Source organism: Micromonospora sp. ATLC20 (assembly GCF_057196585.1).
Genome location: NZ_JBXUOV010000069.1, coordinates 13,202 through 29,296 on the forward strand (window position 1 = coordinate 13,202; position 16,095 = coordinate 29,296).

Genomic DNA, 16,095 nt, shown 5'->3' on the forward strand with positions numbered 1-16,095 from the left:
CATGACCGCGACCGCTTCCGGCCACCCGGGCCCGGCGCGTCTCACGCCGCGCGACGAACCGTCGTCGGCCGTACCGGACCTGGCGTCGCTGCAACAGCGCGCCGCCCAGCGGGCCGCCGAACGGGCCGGTGGGCGCGACCGGCTGCGCGGGCACATCGTCTGCGACGGCCTGGTGCGCATCTTCAAGACCGAAGGCGTCGAGGTCGTCGCGCTCCAGGGCCTCGACCTGGTCATCGACCGGGGCGAGCTGGTCGCGATCGTCGGCGCGTCCGGCTCCGGCAAGTCGACGCTGCTGAACATCCTGTCCGGGCTGGACACCCCGACCGCCGGCATCGCCCGGGTCGCCGACTACGACCTGCTGTCGCTGTCGAACAAGCGGCGGCTGGCGTACCGGCGGGACGTGGTCGGGTTCATCTGGCAGCAGACCGGCCGCAACCTGCTGCCGTACCTGACCGCGCTGGAGAACGTGGAACTGCCGATGAAGCTGGCCGGACGGGCCGGCGGCGGGCGCAAGCGGCGGGAACGGGCCCGCGAGCTGCTGGACATGGTGGGCGTCGGCTACTGCGCGGACCGCCGGCCGGGCCAGATGAGCGGCGGCGAGCAGCAGCGCTGCGCGGTCGCCGTGGCGGTCGCCAACGACCCGGAGATCCTCTTCGCCGACGAGCCGACCGGTGAGCTGGACGAGGCCACCGGCGCCGAGGTCTTCGCCGCGCTGCGCACCATCAACGCCGAACTGGGGGTCACCATCGTGGTGGTCACCCACGACCACGCCGTGGCCGGCCAGGTCCGCCGTACCGTCGCGATCCGCGACGGCCGGACCGCCTCCGAGGTACGCCGGACCGCACGCGTCACCGCCGACGGCGGCACCGAGATGGTCAGCGAGGAGTACGCGGTGCTCGACCGCACCGGCCGGATGCAACTGCCGGCGCAGTTCGTGGAGGCGCTGTCCCTGCGCGACCGGGTCCGGCTCAACCTGGAACCCGACCACGTCGAGGTGCGCCCCGGCGACCGGACGCACGCCGAGGAGAGTGAGTGATGACCGACCAGACAGTGGTGCTGCCGGCGGAGCCGGGGACGGCCGTCGACGACGTGGTCCGGGTCGAGGGGGTGAGCCGCACCTTCGGCAAGGGGGAGCACGCCGTGCACGCCGTACGGGACGTCTCGTTCACTGCGGGACGCGGCGAGCTGGTCGCCGTCCGGGGCCGCTCCGGTGCCGGCAAGACCACGCTGCTGAACCTGGTCGGCGGCCTGGACCGGCCGGACGCCGGCCGGATCCGGGTGGCCGGGCACGACGTCACCGCCGCGGGTGAGCGGGAGCTGCTGTCGCTGCGCCGGGGCACCATCGGGTTCGTGTTCCAGACGTTCGGCCTGGTGCCGATCTTGTCCGCGGCGGAGAACGTCGGGGTGCCGCTGCGGCTGGCGAAGGTGCCGGCGGCCGAGCGGGAGCAGCGGGTGGCGGTGCTGCTGGAACTCGTCGGGCTGGGTGGGCACGCGGCGCAGCGCCCGTACGAGCTGTCCGGCGGCCAGCAGCAGCGGGTGGCGGTGGCCCGGGCGCTGGCGAACGAGCCGGACCTGCTCATCGCCGACGAGCCGACCGGTCAGCTCGACTCCGAGACCGGCCGGTCGATCATGGACCTGCTGCGCGCTGTGGTGCACGCCCGGGGCATGACCGCGCTGGTCGCCACGCACGACCCGGCGCTGATCGAGCTGGCCGACCGTACGGTCACACTGCGCGACGGCCGGCTGGTGTCGGAGGACTGATCCGGGTGCCGGGCCGCGCGCCTTCGGGCGGCGGCCCGGTGCCGGGTCAGAGCGCCAGCTTCATGCCCTCGTGGCTGGCCACGAAGCCCAGGTCGCGGTAGAACCGGTGCGCGTCGGCGCGCTGCTTGTCGGTGGTGAGCTGCACCAGCGCGCAGCCGTGCTCCCGGGCCCGGTCGATCGCCCAGCGCATCATCGTCCCGCCCAGCCCTCGGCCGCGCCGGTCGGAACGGACCCGCACGGACTCGATCAGGCAGCGTTCGGCGCCGTGCCGGCCCAGCCCCGGGATGTACGTGAGCTGGAAACAGCCCACCAGCTCCCCGCCGTCGTCGGCCACGATCAGATGGTTGCGCGGGTCCGCGTCCAGGTCGGCGAAGGCCCGCTCGTACGCCCCGTCCACCTCGGGCAGGTCGCGGGTGCGGCCCAGCACGTCGTCGGCGAGCAGCGCGAGCACGGCGGGCAGGTCGGCGCGAACCGCCTCCCGGAAGATCACCTCGGTCACCGGGCCAGCCTGGCACAGCGCCGCGCGCCGGTGCGGCCCGGGCGGCGTCCCGTCGCGTCGCCCGGTCGTGCCGCCCGGTTGCGTCGCCCGAATGCGTCGCCCGAATGCGCCGTCCAGGTCGCGTCGCCTGGTTGCGCCGTCAGTGGTCAGCGGTCGTCCAGCCAGCTCCGCAGCGCCCACCACCAGTGCACGGTCTCCGGCACCGTGCACCGCGCCCCCTCCTCGACCGGTGGCCCGCCGGTCAGCTCCCGCAGCCGCCGCAGCCGGTAGCGCACCGTGTTCGGGTGGACGTGCAGCTCGGCGGCCGTCTGGTCCAGCCGCTGGCCGTGGTGCAGCCAGGCGAGCGCGGTGCCCGCCAGCTCCCGGTGGAACTCGTCGGCCGGGTCGAGCGCGCCGAGCAGCGTGCCGCGCAGCAGTTCGGCCAGCAGCGGCTGGGCGGCGAGCGCGGTCTCCCCGGCCAGGTCGGTGACCTGATGCAGCCCGCGCAGCCGCCGGTTCGCCGCCGTGGCGAGGGCCGCCAGGCAGAGCGCGTACATGGCCGGGGCCCGCGCCAGCGGCTGCGCGGGCGCCACAAGCGTCAGCAGGTCGGCCGGTACGGCGTCGGGCGGTCGCGGCAGCAGCCCGGCCAGCCGGTCCCCGACCGTGCCGAGCAGGCCGCCCCGCGCGGTGAGCTGCCGGTGCAGCGCGTACGCCCGAACCGGGTCCGGTGGCGCGGCCACCAGGCAGTGGTAGCGCCCGTCCGGCCGCAGCCCGAACCGGGTCAGCTCGGCCGGGGACAGGCCCGCGGGGCCGTCGCGCAGCAGCCGCCGCAGCAGGTGCGCCCGAGCCGCCGCGCCGGTACGGGCCAGTTCCCGCTCAGCGCCGCGGTGCCCGTCGACCACCGCCCGCTCCACCGCCGCGGCGTACCGGCCGATGGTGAGCAGCCCCTCCAGCAGCACCTCGTCGGGGATGCCGGCGGCCCGCCCGTGCCGGACCACCAGCTCCACCGCGCGGTCCCGCCCGGCCTGCACCCCGCGCAGCAGCCCGGCGACGGAGACGCCCTGCGCGGCCCGGTCCGCGCCCAGCCGGCGGGCCTCGGCGAAGTCGCGTCCGGCCGGGTCCTCACGGCGTTCCAGCGCGCCCAGGCCGCTGGTCAGCAGCAGCACGACCTGGCGGCGTACCTCGTCGGCCGGCAGCCGGGCCACCTCGGGGGAGTCCGCGCGGGCCGCCCGCGCCACCTCGTCGACGGCGGCCGGGTCGGCGGACAGGTCGCGCAGCAGCGCGCCGAACGTCGGGGCCTGTCCGATCCGGGTCATCGGCGTCCGCCGCCCTCCGGTTGTCGACGCGGCACAACCGGGCCGCGCGGGCGTTGGCGTCGGGTCCCTAGCCCGGGCGGGCGGCCGGTTGCTCTCCTGGTTGTTACCGCAAGGTAACACCGCTCGCGCCACTGAGAAACGTCGATGTCGTACCGGCTGCCAGGAGGCGTCCATGACACCCGTGCCACAGCACCCGTCCCGTACCCGCCGCCGTGCCGGCCTGGCCGTGCTGGCCGCGCTCGCCCTGGTCGCGCCGGCGCCGCTGGTGACCGCGCCCGCGCCGGCCGCCGCCGCGGCAGCGCTCCAGGAGGTGATGTTCGTCGGCAACAACTGGGACGGCACCGCCGACGTGATCCGGTCCCGCGGCGACTACGCCAGGCTCGGCCGGATCAACGTGATCCCGGACCGCGCCGCGCGGCTGCGCGAGATCTACCTCAACCCGATCAAGCTGGCGTTCTTCCTCGGCATCCGGCAGGGCCCGGGGGAGGGCCACGACCAGCTCATCGACGACATGTACACCACGCCGGACGGCACCGCGCTGGTGGTGTCCCGGCCCAGCTTCGCCGACGTCGTCTCGATCGACCTGGCGACCGGTGCGCTGCGCTGGCGGTTCCCGGTCTCCGGCTACCGCGCCGACCACATGGCCGTCTCGCCGGACGGCACCCGCGTCGCGGTCTCCGCCTCCACCTCCAACACGGTGCACGTGCTGGACATCCGCACCGGCGCGCAACTCGGCTCGTTCGGCGCCGGCGACAAGCCGCACGAGAACATCTACACCGACGGCGGCACCCGGCTGTGGAACATGTCCATCGGCGAGGTGAACACCGACCTGGACGCGCCGTGGCTCGACTGGACCAAGGGCGACCGCCGGATCACCGTCGCCGACACCGGCACGTACCAGGTGGTCAAGGTGATCGACATGCGGGACCGGCTGGACGCCGCCGGCCGCCGGGACCTCTCCGACGCGGTCCGTCCCGCCGTGTTCACCCCCGACGGCAGCCGGCTCTACTTCCAGGTGTCCTTCTTCAACGGCGTGGTCGAGTACGACGTGGCCACCGACCGGGTCACCCGCGTCGCCACGCTGCCGAAGAACCCGGCCACCAGCGAGGACCGCACCACCTGGGTCAACGACTCCCGCCACCACGGCCTGTCGATGAGCTCCGACGGCACCCGGATCTGCGTCGCCGGCACCATGGACGACTACGCCACGGTGCTGGACCGGGCCACGCTGCGGGAGGGGCCGCTGGTGCCGGCGAGCAAGCCGTACTGGGCCACCGTCAGCGGGGACGGCCGGGACTGCGTGATCTCCGAATCCGGCGCGGATCAGGTCACCGCGATCAACTTCGCGACCGGGCAGAAGGTCGCGAGCGTCCCGGTCGGCGACCACCCCCAGCGCGTCCGAATCGGGCACATCGCGGAGGGCTGGACGCCCCCGGCCGCCGGCTGACCGGCGGCGTTCGACCGGCCGGCGTCCGGCTCCCGGCCGCCGGCCGGACCGTCACCGGGCGGGGCAGCGCAGCCCCTCCCGGGGGACGGTCAGCGAGATCAGGTACGCGTCGACCGCCGAGGTCACGCACGACGTCTGCGGGTAGGCGGTGTGCCCCTCGCCCTCCCAGGTCAGCACCCGTCCCACGCCGAGCATCGACGCGAGCGCCGGCGTCTGCTCGTACGGCGTGGCCGGGTCACCAGTGGTGCCTACGACCAGGATCGGCGGCGCGCCGTTCGCCCGGCCGGTCGGGTACGGATCCCGCTCACCGGGCCACTCCACGCAGCCCAGCATCCCCACCGCCAGGGCGGGACCGAACAGCGGGTACTTCTGCCGCCACTGCGACTGCAACGAGCGGACCTGCTCGCGGGACGGCTTCTCGGTCTCGTCGGCGCAGTTGACCGCCAGGTTGGCGTCGAACAGGTTGGAGTAGTGCCCGTCCGGCTCGCGGCCCGCGTACGAGTCGGCCAGCTTGAACACGCCGTCCGGGTCGCCGCCCTGCAGGTCGTCGATCGACCGGGCCAGCTCCTGCCAGCCCTGCTCGGTGTAGAGCGAGGAGATCACCGCGTAGAAGACCCAGCCCGCGGTGGCCTTGCGGCCGTCCTGCGCGCGGACCGGGGAGACCTTCGCCTTGGCGATCGCGTCGGTGACCGCGCCCCGGGCGTCCGGGGCGATCGGGCAGCGGCCGGCGTTCGCCGCGCACCAGTCGGCGAAGTTGTCGAACGCCCGCTCGAAGCCCTTCGCCTGGCTCTCCGACCCGGCGATCAGCTTCTGCTGCGGGTCGACCGCGCCGTCGAGCACCAGGGCGCGCACGCGCTGCGGGTAGAGCTGCGCGTAGGTCGCGCCGAGCAGCGTGCCGTACGAGTAGCCGAGATAGGTCAGCTTGTCGTCACCGACCGCCGCGCGGACCGCGTCCATGTCCCGCGCGGCCTGCTCGGTGCCGTAGAGCGGGAGCTGGTCGCCGTACTTCGCGCCGCACCGCTCGCCGATGCGCCGGTTGAGGCCGACGAATCCGTCGAACGACGACTGGCTCTCCGGGTCGGGGTCGTAGCCGAAGCTGGCGTCCAGGTCGGCGTCGGAGATGCACTTGACCGGGCTGGACCGGGCCACCCCGCGCGGGTCGAAGCCGACGATGTCGAACCGGTCCGTGATCGCCGTCGGCAGGCCGCCGAACGCCGGGCCGAAGGACAGGTAGACGGCGGTGTCGACGCCGGACGCGCCGGGACCGCCCGGGTTGATCACCAGGGAGCCGATCCGGTCGCGCTGCTTGGTCGAGCGGGCCCGGATCAGCGCGATCTCGAACGTCTCACCGGCGCCCGGCCCGGCGGTCGCGCCGGCGGTGGCCCCGGTGCCCCAGTTGCGCGGCACCGCGATCCGGGCGCAGTCGTAGCGCATGTCCGCCGCGCCCCGGCCGACCAGCTCGTCGGGCACCTCCGGGCAGGCCCGCCACTCCGGTGCGGTACCCGGCGGGGCGGCCTCGCCCTCGCTCTCGGCGCGCGGGGCGAACGCCGGCAGCGTGCAGCCGGCGGTGAGCACCACCGCCGCGACGAACGCGGCCAGGACGGGCCGGAACCGGCGGGTCCGGTCGGGGAAGCGGGTCACGTGGGCGCCCTCCATGATCGTGTCGACCGTCAGGCTACGCCCGGCCGCGGGTGTCACCGACCGTCGCCGCCGGATCGCCGCGCAGCACCTCGTCGACGTCGTAACGGATCGGGCGGTCGAGCTGGCCGTAGTCGCAGGAGCGGGGATCACGGTCGGGACGCCAGCGCACGAACCGGGCGGTGTGCCGCAGCCGGTCGCCCTCCATCGCGTCGTACGCCACCTCGACCACCAGCGCCGGGCGCAGCGGCTCCCACTCCAGGTTCTTGCCGCCGGTCCACCGGCTCACCCCGCCCGGGATGCGCTGACCCCGCTCGTGGTCGCCGTGCACCCACGGGTGCTCGCCGCCGACGTCGCGGTAGGGCTCCAGCTCGTCGAGCAGCTCCTTGCGGCGGGCCATGGTGAACGAGGAGCTGACGCCGATGTGGTGCAGCACGCCGTCGTCGTCGTAGAGGCCGAGCAGCAGCGAGCCGACCACCGGACCGGACTTGTGCCAGCGGAAACCGGCCACCACCGCGTCCATCGTGCGGGCGTGCTTGACCTTGGACATGAGCCGCTTGCCCGGCTCGTACGGCAGGTCGGCCGGCTTGACGATCAGCCCGTCCAGCCCGGCGCCCTCGAACACGTCGAACCAGCGGCGGGCCGTCTCCGGGTCGGTGGTCACCTGGGTCACGTGCACCGGCGGGCGCACCTTGGACAACGCCTGCTCCAGCCGCTCCCGCCGCTGCGGATAGGGCTGGCCGATGAGCAGCTCGTCGTCGATCGCCAGCAGGTCGAACGCGACGAAGTCGGCCGGCGTGGTCTCGGCCAGCAGCTTCACCCGGGAGGCGGCCGGATGGATGCGCTGGGCCAGCAGCTCGAAGTCGAGCCGCGGCTGCCCGCCCGGGCCGTCCCGCCGGATCACGATCAGCTCGCCGTCGACCGCGCAGCGGGCCGGGAGCTGCCGGCGGGCCTGCTCGACCACCTCGGGGAAGTAGCGCGTCATCGACTTGCCGCCCCGGCTGGCCAGCTCGACCTCGTCGCCGTCGCGGAACACGATGCAGCGGAAGCCGTCCCACTTCGGCTCGTAGGTCAGGCCGGCATCGGTCGGCAACTGGGCCACGCTCTTGGCGAGCATCGGCTCGACCGGAGGGTTGATCGGCAGGTCCACGGCGACCAGTCAACCAGACCCCACCGACAGTGGTGGCGCAGATCACCGCCGGTGGCCGGGCGGCGTGTCCCGCACCGGCCGCGTTCGTCACCACCGCCCGAATGGTGAAACCGCAGGTCAGAGCTACCGTCGCGGCGTGCCGGAGTGGATTTGCGAATGCTGCGGGCGCTGGCGGGTCAGCGTCGAGTTGATCCGTGGCCGCTACCGCTACCGGCTGGCGCACCGCTATCCGCCGGAGCACGGCGGCGGCGTGAACGTCCTCGGCGAGGTCGGCTCGGTCACCGAGCTGGAGCGCCTGCTGAAGCGCTACGCCCCGGTCACCCTGGCCGACCTCCACGAAGCCGCCTGACCCTCCGGCCGGCCCGGCGAACCGCCGATCTTGGAGTTGTGGCACCTCACAAATCCCGCCGAACGGACATCCTGGGCGCCACAACTCCAAGATCGAGGCGAGCGGGCGAGCGGGCGAGCGGGCGAGCGGGCGAGCGGGGCGAGGGGCGGCGAGTGGGGCGGCGCGGGAGCGGAGCGCGGGCATAGCCTGGGGGGGACCGTCCACGGGGGAGGAACGCCGATGCGGTTCACCGAGTCCGTCGAGATCGCCGCCGACGTCGAGCGGGTCTGGGAAGTGCAGAGCGACGTCGAGCGCTGGCCGGAGTGGACACCGTCGGTCACCGCCGCCCGCCGGCTGGAGCCCGGTCCGCTGCTCCTCGGTTCGACAGCCCGGCTGGAGCAGCCCCGGCTGCGCCCGGCGGTGTGGCGGGTCGTGGAGATCTATCCCCCGTACTCGTTCGCCTGGGAGTCGGCGAGCCCCGGCGTGCGTACCCGTGGTGAGCACCGGCTGGTGCCGCTCGACGACGGGCGCACCCGGGCCGAGCTGGTCCTGGTGCAGACCGGGCCGCTGGCCTGGCTGATCGGACTGCTCGGCGGGTCGATGATGCGCCGCTATCTGCGGCAGGAGGCGGACGGGCTCAAGCGCCGCTGTGAGCGGAACTGACCGTCTTCTCCAGCACGGCGAGGCGGTTGCCGTTCTCATCCGGCCGGTGTGCCACCACCCGGTAGCCGCGGCCCGCGTACAGGGACAGGTTCGCCGCGCTGTCCGCGCCGGTGAACAGCGCGAACCGGGTCACCCGGCCGGCGCAGGCGTGCTCGACGGCGTCCAGCAGCCGCCCGCCGACGCCCCGGCCCTGCTGGTCGGGCGCGACCGAGAGGCGGCCCACGTGGGCGGTGTCGCCGTCGAGGCGGGCGCGTACCGAGCCGACCAGGCGGGTGCCGCGCCGGGCGGCGAGCACCACGTCCGGCCCGGTCAGCGCCGCCCGCACCTCGTCCAGCGTCTCGGTCAACGGCGGCAGGAACACGTCGCGGTAGCGCTGCGCCTCCACCAGGTACGCGGCACGCTGCACGGTGAGGATCTCCCCGGCGTCGGCGAGGCCGGCGGGGGCGATGGTCACGTCGGTCACCGGCTCAGCTCACCACAGCGCTCCCGGGCGGCCGTACGCTGGCGGGGGTGTTCCCATGAGCGTGGAGGTGACAGGCGTGCCGGAGCTGACGTACCCGGAGGTGGGCGCGACCCGCGACGGCGGCCTGCCGGCCGGTTACCACCACCTGCGCCACCGGGTCCGGCTGCCGGACGGCGGTTTCCCGCTGGCGGCGGACGCGGTGCTGGGCTGGCGGCTGCACCGCGCCGCAGGCGTGGTGATGCGCGCGGACGCGCCGCGCGCCGCCCCCGGGGTACGGGTCACGCCGGGGGTCGGTGTCGGCCCGGTGCGGCTGTGGGGCCCGACCGAGGTGGTGTGGACGGTGGACGAGCCGGATCGGGCCGGGTTCGGCTACGGCACGCTGCCCGGGCACCCGGAGGTCGGTGAGGAGGCGTTCCTGGTGACCCGGGGCGCCGACGGCGTCTGGTTCGAGGTGACCGCGTTCAGCCGCCCGGCGCACTGGTACGTGCGGGCCGGCGGGCCGGTCGTGCTCGGTTTCCAGCGGGCGTACGCCTGGTGGCTGGGGCGCACGCTGCGGCGGCTGTGCCGGCGGCGCTGAGCGGTCAGTAGCGGGCGAAGGAGCGGATCGGGGCGCGCGGACCGTACTTCGGCGCCTGCACGCCCGCCGCCTCCAGCAGCACGCACACCCGGCCGCGGTGGCCCCGGAACGGCTCCAGCAGCGCCAGCATCCGGGCGTCGTCGCCACGCGGCTCGCCGGCCAGCGCCCAGGCGACGGTGTTCGGCACGTGGTAGTCGCCGACGCTGACCGCGTCCGGATCCCCGTACGCGATGCGCACCACCTCGGCGGCGGTCCACGGCCCGATACCGGGGATCGCGGTGAGCCGCCGGGTGGCCTCGGCCGAGTCGGCGCAGCGTTCCAGCCGGTCCGCGACGGCCGCCGCGCGGCGCAGCGTGTCGGCGCGCCGCTGCTCGACCCCGAACGGGTGGAACACCCAGTACGGCGTGGCCGCCACCGCGGCCGGCTCCGGCGGCAGCAGCAGGGGTTGCAGCGGGCCGGGGGCGGGCTCGCGGAAGTGCCGCACGGTGGCGGCGTACGCCCGGTACGCCTCCTTGCCGGTGACCTTCTGCTCGAAGACGGCCCGCAGCAGCCGGGGGAAGATCTGGCCGGTGGCGGGCATCCGCAGCCCGTGGTGCGTGTGCGCGAGGCGGGCCACCAGCGGATGCGCGCCGGCGAGCGCCGCGAACCCGGTCAGGTCGTCGCACAGCCCGGCGATCCGGTCGGCCCGCTCGACCACCCAGCCGGCGCCCGGGCCGTACCCCTCGGCGGTCAGTTCGCCGGCCTCCGGGCGCAGCGCCAGCGTGGCCGGGCCGTCCGGGGTGCGGGTGGCCCACCAGAACGTGCCGGCGGCGATCCGCGCGCACGGGTCGTACGGGCTGAACGTGAGCGCCCGCACCGACGGGGCCAGGCGGTAGCCGGCCGGCGGGCGCAGCGTACGGCGGGCGTCGGGCGAGGTCACCAGGCCACTCTGCCACGTGGCCCGGCCGTGACGCCGGGCACGCCTGGCCGGGAGGCGGGCCGATGCCGGTGCGGCCCGCCTCCCGGGGTTCGCGACGGTGACCGGCCGCGCCCTCCCCGCCGGCGACCGATCACCGTGTCCTGGTGCGTCAGTACGAGTAGTCGGAGCCGCCACCGGAGGAGCTGCCGGCCGCGGGCGGCGCGACCGCCTTGGGCGTGCCGGTCGGCAGGCAGGTCAGGTTCTTCTTGCCGTTCGGGTCGACCACGAACCAGGTGCCGCCGACGCCCTGGCCCTTCCACTGGCCGGGCTTCTTGTCGCCGATGTAGCGGTAGACCGGCCAGCCGCCGATGGTGAGCTGCCGGGTGCCGTCCTGGCGGGTGATGGTGCCGACCTTGTCGTCGGAGACGCCCTGCAGCTTCGGGTTGCCGTCGGTGAGCGACGGCGGCCAGACCTCGGCGCACTTGTCCACGCAGTTGGACTGCGGCGGATCGTCGGAGTCCTTGTCGAACCGGTACAGCACCCAGCCGTCCTGGTCGGTGACGACGCGGCCCATCCGGGGCAACTTCTTGCCGACCAGCTCGTCGGTGATTTTCACGTTGGCCGGGGGCGCCTTGTCCGCTACCGGCTCCTCCTCGGGAGCCGCCGACGCCTCCGGTTCGGCCGCCGCGGTGGGTTCGGCCGCGGCGACGGCGACCGGCTCGGCCGCGCCCGAGTTCGCCCCGTTGTAGCCTGCTGGGGCGCAGGCCGTAAGTGCGACCATCGCGCTCGCGACGATGACGGTCGTCCGCTTGTGGTGTGCCACGTGCCCTCCTCGTTCTTGGCAGTTCGCCGAGTAGTACGGGCGCGGCGCTGTCAAGGTTGAACCCGCAGGGGTGGCACATTTCACAGTGGACCGATTGAACCGATGGGCGTCGCCGCGCGTGCGTCAGCACGAGGGGGTCCGCCGGCCGGGCACGACACGACGGCGCCGGGTGGCCCAGCCACCCGGCGCCGCTTCGCGTTCGATCAGATGTCGTCCACCGTCACCAGCGTGCTGGCCACCCCGTTCGCGTCGACCGACTGCACCTGGAGCTTGTCGATGTCTCGCACCGGGGTCCACGTGGACGCGCTCAGCTGTAGCGGAAGCTGGTTCTGGTTCGTCCCGTAGCCGCCGACCGGCACCGACCAGCTGGAGATCACCTCGCTGGTGGCGTCCTTGCGGACCACCACCAGCCGGCACGTGCGCGGCCCCGGCAGGCGGCTGAGCTGCACCGCGATCTGCGTGCCGTACTCCTTGCGGGCCAGCCACATCGTCGTCTGCACGCCCGTCCCCGGGTCGGTCGCGTTGTGCTGGTCGCCCTCGATCGGCTCCCCGCCGACGCCCGGGTCGTTCGGGTTGCCCGGCTCGCCGCTCGGCGCGACGCTCGGCGCGGCCGGCGTCGGCACCGCCTGCGGCGGCGCGGGATCGTCGCCGAGCATCCCGGCGGCGACCCCGCTCAGGCCGCCGAACACCACCACTGCCGCCGCTGTGGCCAGCAACTGCCGCACCCGGGTACGACGCCGGTCCCGCCGTACCGCCACCAGCGTCCGGTCCAGCAGCGCCGGATCGGTGTGCGTCTGCTCCAGCGCGGCCATCGCCTCGCCGTCGATGCCGGAGAGCAGCCCCACCACCGGGACCATCGTCTCCAGTTCCGCAGCGCAGGCCCAGCAGGTGGCCAGATGCTCCTCGAACCGCTCCGCGTCCTGCGCGTCCAGCACGCCGAGCGCGTACGCGGCGACGTCCATGTGATCGGCCCGGCTCATTCGGTCACCCCCCTCTCCTGCAGAGCCGTGCGCAGCGCGCGCAGCGCGTAGTAGACCCGCGACTTGGCGGTACCCAGCGGAAGCCCCAACTCCTCGGCCGCCTCCGGCACGGTGCGTCCCCGGAAGTACGTCGCCACCAGGATCTCCCGGTGCGACTGGCTCAGCGTACGCAGCGCGTCCGCTACGGTCATCGTGCGCAGCACCCGGTCGGTGCTGTCCGACTCGGCGAACATGGTGAGATCCCGGTCGTACGTCTCGGGCGGGCGGGCCTGCTCGCTGCGGTGCTCGTCGATGGCGATCCGCCGGGCCACCGTGACCAGCCACGGGCGCAGCGAGCCCTGGCCCTGCACGCCGAGCCGGTGCGCGTTGCGCCAGGCCCGCAGCAGCGTCTCCTGCACGATGTCCTCGGCGCGCTGCCGGTCCCCGCCGGTCAGGCGCATCACGAACATCAGCAACGGGCCGGCGTGCTCGGCGTACAGCAGGCGGATCAGCTGGTCGGAGTGGCTGGCCTCGGCGGAGGTCGCCTGGTGGCGTCCGGGAGCGGGTCGCGGCGGCACCGGGTCATTCTGGCGATCGGCGGACCGGGCGTCGACCCCCCGGCCCGAACGCGAGGCGCGCGAGTGTGGTTGTGCCCGGGCGAACATCCACTCGGGCCGCGCCACTTCGCCGTGCCAGCCGGCCGCCACCGCATGCATGCAGACCTCCGCTGTCCAATGACATCAGCCGGCCCCCCACGGGCATGGCCGCCCGGTGGTACGCAGCGATCAGCCGATCGGATCAACGTTTGACGGAAAAAATTCCCGGCGGTGGGGGAGTGGAGTCGACGGCGTCCGCGTCGTGGACCACCGCCGCGCCGCCGGTGAACCGGTCCAGCTCGGCGCCGGCGAGCACCCGGCCGGGGAACCAGTCGCCCGCCGCCCGCCGGGTCAGCTCCGGCACCGGCGGCTCCACCCGGGACGCCACCAGCACCAGGTTGCCGTAGCGCCGGCCGCGCAGCACCGCCGCGTCACCCACCAGGCAGGCCCGGGGCAGCACGGTCCGCACCGTCGCGATCTGGGCGCGGGCGTGCCGCAGCGGCGGGCCGTCGGCCACGTTCGCCAGGTAGCTGCCGCCGGGCGCGAGTACCCGGGCCACCTCGGCGGCGTACTCCACCGAGGTCAGGTGCGCGGGGGTACGGGCGCCGGCGAACACGTCGGCCACGATCACGTCGTACGCGCCGTCCCGGCTCGACGTCAGCGTGGCCCGCGCGTCGGCCACCCGGACCTTCAGGCGCGGATCGGACGGCCAGGGCAGCTCACGGCGGACCAGCTCCACCAGCGCGCCGTCCACCTCGGACACCCGCTGCGTCGAACCGGGCCGGGTGACCTGCACGTAGCGGGGCAGGGTGAGCGCGCCGCCACCCAGGTGCAGCACCCGCAGCGGCGTCCCGGCCGGCGCCACCAGGTCCAGCGCGGCGGCGAGCCGCCGGACGTACTCGAACTCCAGGTGCGACGGGTCGGTCAGGTCCACATGCGACTGCGGCGCGCCGTCCAGCAGCAGCGTCCAGGAGCCCGCACGGTCGGCGTCCGGCACCAGCTCGGCCCGGCCGGTGTCGACGTCGGCCACCACCCGGTCGGAGTCGCGTCGCCGGCCCATCAGCGCCGCATCCCACGCGCCGCGGCGGTGAGCACCCGGTGCAGCAGCCGCGCATCGCCGAGCATCCCGCGCAGCCGGCGTTCCAGCCCGGCGATCGGCACCAGGTTCTGCGGGGCGCGCGGATCCTTGTACGGGGTGGAGGCGAACCGGGGCAGCGTCACCAGCGACAGGTCGGCCAGCGCGATCGCCTCCGGCACGGTCAGGTCGGCCGAGCACTCCACCCGCACGATGCCCGCCCACGGCGCGCCCGCGCGTACCGGCAGCCGCAGATACCACGACCAGCCGCCCCACGCCGTACCCAGCCGGAACACCGGGCAGCGCTCGCCCGGCGCCAGCCCGGTCACCACGGCGGTCAGCCGCCCGTCGAGGTATTGGCTGTGCTGCGTCTTGATGTACCCGAGCGTGCGCGGCAGGTTGCGCCGGCTGCGCAGCGGCCCGTCCACCACCAGCAGGTCGCCGTCGGTGCGTACCGCGTCGGAGACGGCCACCTCCAGCGCGGTCAGCGGCGCCTGCACCGCCGCGGGCAGCTTGCTCAGCTCACCGGTGCCGCTGACCCGGTGCACCGGGTAACGGACCGTCCCGGCGACCACGTCCTGCGCCGACGGGCTCGCCGTGAACAGGCCACGCCCCACCCGGGCGCCGGCCATCTCGGCGGCGCCCCGGTCCAGGTCGCAGCGCACCACACCGGCCGCGTACGAGGCGGCGATGCCGGGGAACGAGCCGCCGTCCTCCTCGGCCGTCCAGACGCTGGCGTCGATCCGGCGCACCCCGTCGACCAGCAGCACCACATCCGGCGACCGCACGTCCGCGCGGGGGCCGATCGCCCGCCAGTCGGTGGCCGGCAGTTCGACGTCGGCGTCGACCTGGGCGCTGCTCGGCGCGGCCGGCCCGGCGCCACCGGCCGCCTCGAACGACGCGCCGTACGCCGGATCCCAGGCGTCGACGAAGAACGCCGGCGACGGCCCGGTCACGCGGCGCTCCGCCGGGACGCGCCGGTCACAGGCCGGTCCGTTCCACGCGGGCCGTCCGCGCGTCCTTGCGGACCTCGAAACGGACCGGGATGCGCTCGGCCAGCGCCGGCACGTGGGTGACCACGCCGACCATCCGGTCGCCCCGGGCGGCCAGGTTCTCCAGCGTCGCCGCGACCGTGTCCAGCGTCGCCGCGTCGAGCGTGCCGAAACCCTCGTCCAGGACGATCGACTCCAGGCTGGCGGCGGTGGTGGACATGCCGGCGAGCTGCTCGGACAGCGCCAGGGCCAGCGCCAGCGACGCCTGGAACGTCTCCCCACCGGACAGCGTCCGCACCCCGCGCCGCAGCCCGGCGTCGTGGTGGTCGACCACGAAGAACTCACCCTTGTCGTGCACCAGGTCGTACTGCCCGCCGGACAGCTCCCGCAGGATCCCCGACGCGCCGTCGACCAGCAGGTCCAGCGCCTCGGTGAGCAGCCAGCGCTCGAAGTTGTTCGCCCGCAGGTGCGAGGCGAGCGCCCGCGCCACCCGCGCCTCGTGCTCGTGCCCGGCCCGCTGTTCCCGCAGCTCGGCGGCCTGCTCGCGGCGCTCGTCGAGGCGGCGCAACTCCGCCTCGGCCCGCTCCACCGCCACCGCCACGTCGCGCGGCGCGTCCTGCGGCGCGTCCAGCCCGGCGGCGGTGAACAACGCGGCGATCGCGTCGGCGACCTCGGCCGCGGCCCGCTGCGCCGCCTCCACCGAGTCGGCCAGCCCGTCGCGGTCCGCGCGCCGCGCCTGCGCCTGCTCGCTCGCCCAGCCGGCCAGCGCCGCCCACGCCGCCGCCACGTCGTCGCGGTCGGCGGCCGGCGGACCGAACCGGGCCAGCCCGTCGCGTACCGCGTCGAACTCACGCCAGGCCCGGCGCAGCCGCTCCTGCGCGGCGTCGAGTGCGCCCCGCGCCCGCCGGGCCGCCTCCCGGCCGGCCCGCAC

The 16,095-nt window shown here is 74.9% G+C and carries 18 protein-coding genes; 6 read left to right on the top strand and 12 right to left on the bottom strand.

Features of this window, described 5'->3' with window-relative positions; translation table 11 throughout:
- The first annotated feature begins 1 nt into the window (after position 1).
- Together AC2CHG_RS16430 and AC2CHG_RS16435 are read left to right on the top strand one after the other, a co-directional pair.
- Positions 2-1,036, top strand: a complete 1,035-nt coding sequence (locus AC2CHG_RS16430) for an ABC transporter ATP-binding protein (RefSeq protein ID WP_047893122.1) — start codon at positions 2-4, stop codon at positions 1,034-1,036.
- On the top strand, positions 1,036-1,761 hold the full coding sequence (locus AC2CHG_RS16435; RefSeq protein WP_262013503.1) for an ABC transporter ATP-binding protein: 726 nt from the start codon (positions 1,036-1,038) through the stop codon (positions 1,759-1,761). The genes AC2CHG_RS16430 and AC2CHG_RS16435 overlap by 1 nt, the downstream gene beginning before the upstream one ends.
- 46 nt (positions 1,762-1,807) lie before the next feature.
- Here the strand turns inward: AC2CHG_RS16435 and AC2CHG_RS16440 are convergent, their stop codons facing one another.
- On the bottom strand, positions 1,808-2,260 hold the full coding sequence (locus AC2CHG_RS16440) for a GNAT family N-acetyltransferase (RefSeq protein ID WP_355507175.1): 453 nt from the start codon (positions 2,258-2,260) through the stop codon (positions 1,808-1,810).
- Positions 2,261-2,406: 146 nt separating this feature from the next.
- On the bottom strand, positions 2,407-3,555 hold the full coding sequence (locus tag AC2CHG_RS16445; RefSeq protein WP_402812654.1) for an RsbRD N-terminal domain-containing protein: 1,149 nt from the start codon (positions 3,553-3,555) through the stop codon (positions 2,407-2,409).
- A 172-nt stretch (positions 3,556-3,727) separates the two neighbouring features.
- Here AC2CHG_RS16445 and AC2CHG_RS16450 point away from each other — a divergent pair, with 172 nt between their 5' ends.
- The gene (locus AC2CHG_RS16450; protein ID WP_484525057.1) at positions 3,728-5,002 is read left to right on the top strand and encodes a YncE family protein; all 1,275 of its coding nucleotides are present in this window, start codon (positions 3,728-3,730) and stop codon (positions 5,000-5,002) included.
- 51 nt (positions 5,003-5,053) lie between these two features.
- Here AC2CHG_RS16450 and AC2CHG_RS16455 read toward each other — a convergent pair whose 3' ends face one another.
- A complete protein-coding gene (locus AC2CHG_RS16455; RefSeq protein WP_484525058.1) occupies positions 5,054-6,643 on the bottom strand; it encodes an alpha/beta hydrolase in 1,590 nt (529 codons plus the stop codon).
- Between the two features lie 34 nt (positions 6,644-6,677).
- Positions 6,678-7,790, bottom strand: a complete 1,113-nt coding sequence (locus tag AC2CHG_RS16460; RefSeq protein WP_484525059.1) for an ATP-dependent DNA ligase — start codon at positions 7,788-7,790, stop codon at positions 6,678-6,680.
- A 136-nt stretch (positions 7,791-7,926) separates the two neighbouring features.
- Between AC2CHG_RS16460 and AC2CHG_RS16465 the strand changes: the two genes are divergently transcribed.
- Complete coding sequence (locus AC2CHG_RS16465; RefSeq protein ID WP_262013498.1) at positions 7,927-8,139, top strand: hypothetical protein; 213 nt, start codon at positions 7,927-7,929, stop codon at positions 8,137-8,139.
- Positions 8,140-8,358: 219 nt separating this feature from the next.
- Positions 8,359-8,781 carry an SRPBCC family protein gene (locus AC2CHG_RS16470; RefSeq protein WP_262013497.1) on the top strand — a complete coding sequence of 141 codons (423 nt, stop codon included), beginning with the start codon at positions 8,359-8,361 and terminating at the stop codon, positions 8,779-8,781.
- Here AC2CHG_RS16470 and AC2CHG_RS16475 read toward each other — a convergent pair.
- On the bottom strand, positions 8,756-9,244 hold the full coding sequence (locus AC2CHG_RS16475; protein WP_262013496.1) for a GNAT family N-acetyltransferase: 489 nt from the start codon (positions 9,242-9,244) through the stop codon (positions 8,756-8,758). The genes AC2CHG_RS16470 and AC2CHG_RS16475 overlap by 26 nt on opposite strands.
- 55 nt (positions 9,245-9,299) lie before the next feature.
- On the opposite strand from AC2CHG_RS16475, the gene AC2CHG_RS16480 reads away from it, so the two are divergent.
- Entirely contained in the window at positions 9,300-9,821 is a 522-nt protein-coding gene (locus tag AC2CHG_RS16480) for a DUF1990 domain-containing protein (RefSeq protein WP_262013495.1), read from the top strand.
- Positions 9,822-9,825: 4 nt separating this feature from the next.
- On the opposite strand, the gene AC2CHG_RS16485 is transcribed toward AC2CHG_RS16480, so the two are convergent.
- The 7 genes from AC2CHG_RS16485 to AC2CHG_RS16515 all read right to left on the bottom strand — a co-directional run.
- Complete coding sequence (locus AC2CHG_RS16485; RefSeq protein ID WP_262013494.1) at positions 9,826-10,740, bottom strand: DNA-3-methyladenine glycosylase family protein; 915 nt, start codon at positions 10,738-10,740, stop codon at positions 9,826-9,828.
- Between the two features lie 148 nt (positions 10,741-10,888).
- Positions 10,889-11,542: a COG4315 family predicted lipoprotein gene (locus AC2CHG_RS16490; protein WP_047893130.1), complete on the bottom strand. Its 654-nt coding sequence runs from the start codon at positions 11,540-11,542 to the stop codon at positions 10,889-10,891.
- A gap of 203 nt (positions 11,543-11,745) precedes the next feature.
- Entirely contained in the window at positions 11,746-12,522 is a 777-nt protein-coding gene (locus tag AC2CHG_RS16495; RefSeq protein WP_047893131.1) for an anti-sigma factor family protein, read from the bottom strand.
- On the bottom strand, positions 12,519-13,217 hold the full coding sequence (locus AC2CHG_RS16500) for a sigma-70 family RNA polymerase sigma factor (protein WP_047893132.1): 699 nt from the start codon (positions 13,215-13,217) through the stop codon (positions 12,519-12,521). The genes AC2CHG_RS16495 and AC2CHG_RS16500 overlap by 4 nt, the downstream gene beginning before the upstream one ends.
- 82 nt (positions 13,218-13,299) lie before the next feature.
- Positions 13,300-14,157 (bottom strand): spermidine synthase, encoded by an 858-nt coding sequence (locus AC2CHG_RS16505; RefSeq protein ID WP_484525060.1) that lies wholly within the window; start codon positions 14,155-14,157, stop codon positions 13,300-13,302.
- Entirely contained in the window at positions 14,157-15,128 is a 972-nt protein-coding gene (locus AC2CHG_RS16510) for a hypothetical protein (RefSeq protein ID WP_402812672.1), read from the bottom strand. The genes AC2CHG_RS16505 and AC2CHG_RS16510 overlap by 1 nt, the downstream gene beginning before the upstream one ends.
- 25 nt (positions 15,129-15,153) lie before the next feature.
- On the bottom strand, positions 15,154-16,095 hold a 942-nt coding region (locus tag AC2CHG_RS16515), incomplete at its 5' end, for an SbcC/MukB-like Walker B domain-containing protein (protein ID WP_484525061.1).

What these genes read in the sequence shown, in the direction of transcription:
- AC2CHG_RS16430 (WP_047893122.1), top strand. Translation starts at nt 2, where the DNA reads ATGACCGCGACCGCTTCCGGCCACCCGGGCCCGGCGCGTCTCACGCCG.
- AC2CHG_RS16435 (WP_262013503.1), top strand. Translation starts at nt 1,036, where the DNA reads ATGACCGACCAGACAGTGGTGCTGCCGGCGGAGCCGGGGACGGCCGTC.
- AC2CHG_RS16445 (WP_402812654.1), bottom strand. Translation starts at nt 3,555, where the DNA reads ATGACCCGGATCGGACAGGCCCCGACGTTCGGCGCGCTGCTGCGCGAC.
- AC2CHG_RS16450 (WP_484525057.1), top strand. Translation starts at nt 3,728, where the DNA reads ATGACACCCGTGCCACAGCACCCGTCCCGTACCCGCCGCCGTGCCGGC.
- AC2CHG_RS16470 (WP_262013497.1), top strand. Translation starts at nt 8,359, where the DNA reads ATGCGGTTCACCGAGTCCGTCGAGATCGCCGCCGACGTCGAGCGGGTC.
- AC2CHG_RS16480 (WP_262013495.1), top strand. Translation starts at nt 9,300, where the DNA reads ATGAGCGTGGAGGTGACAGGCGTGCCGGAGCTGACGTACCCGGAGGTG.
- AC2CHG_RS16495 (WP_047893131.1), bottom strand. Translation starts at nt 12,522, where the DNA reads ATGAGCCGGGCCGATCACATGGACGTCGCCGCGTACGCGCTCGGCGTG.
- AC2CHG_RS16500 (WP_047893132.1), bottom strand. Translation starts at nt 13,217, where the DNA reads ATGCATGCGGTGGCGGCCGGCTGGCACGGCGAAGTGGCGCGGCCCGAG.
- AC2CHG_RS16505 (WP_484525060.1), bottom strand. Translation starts at nt 14,157, where the DNA reads ATGGGCCGGCGACGCGACTCCGACCGGGTGGTGGCCGACGTCGACACC.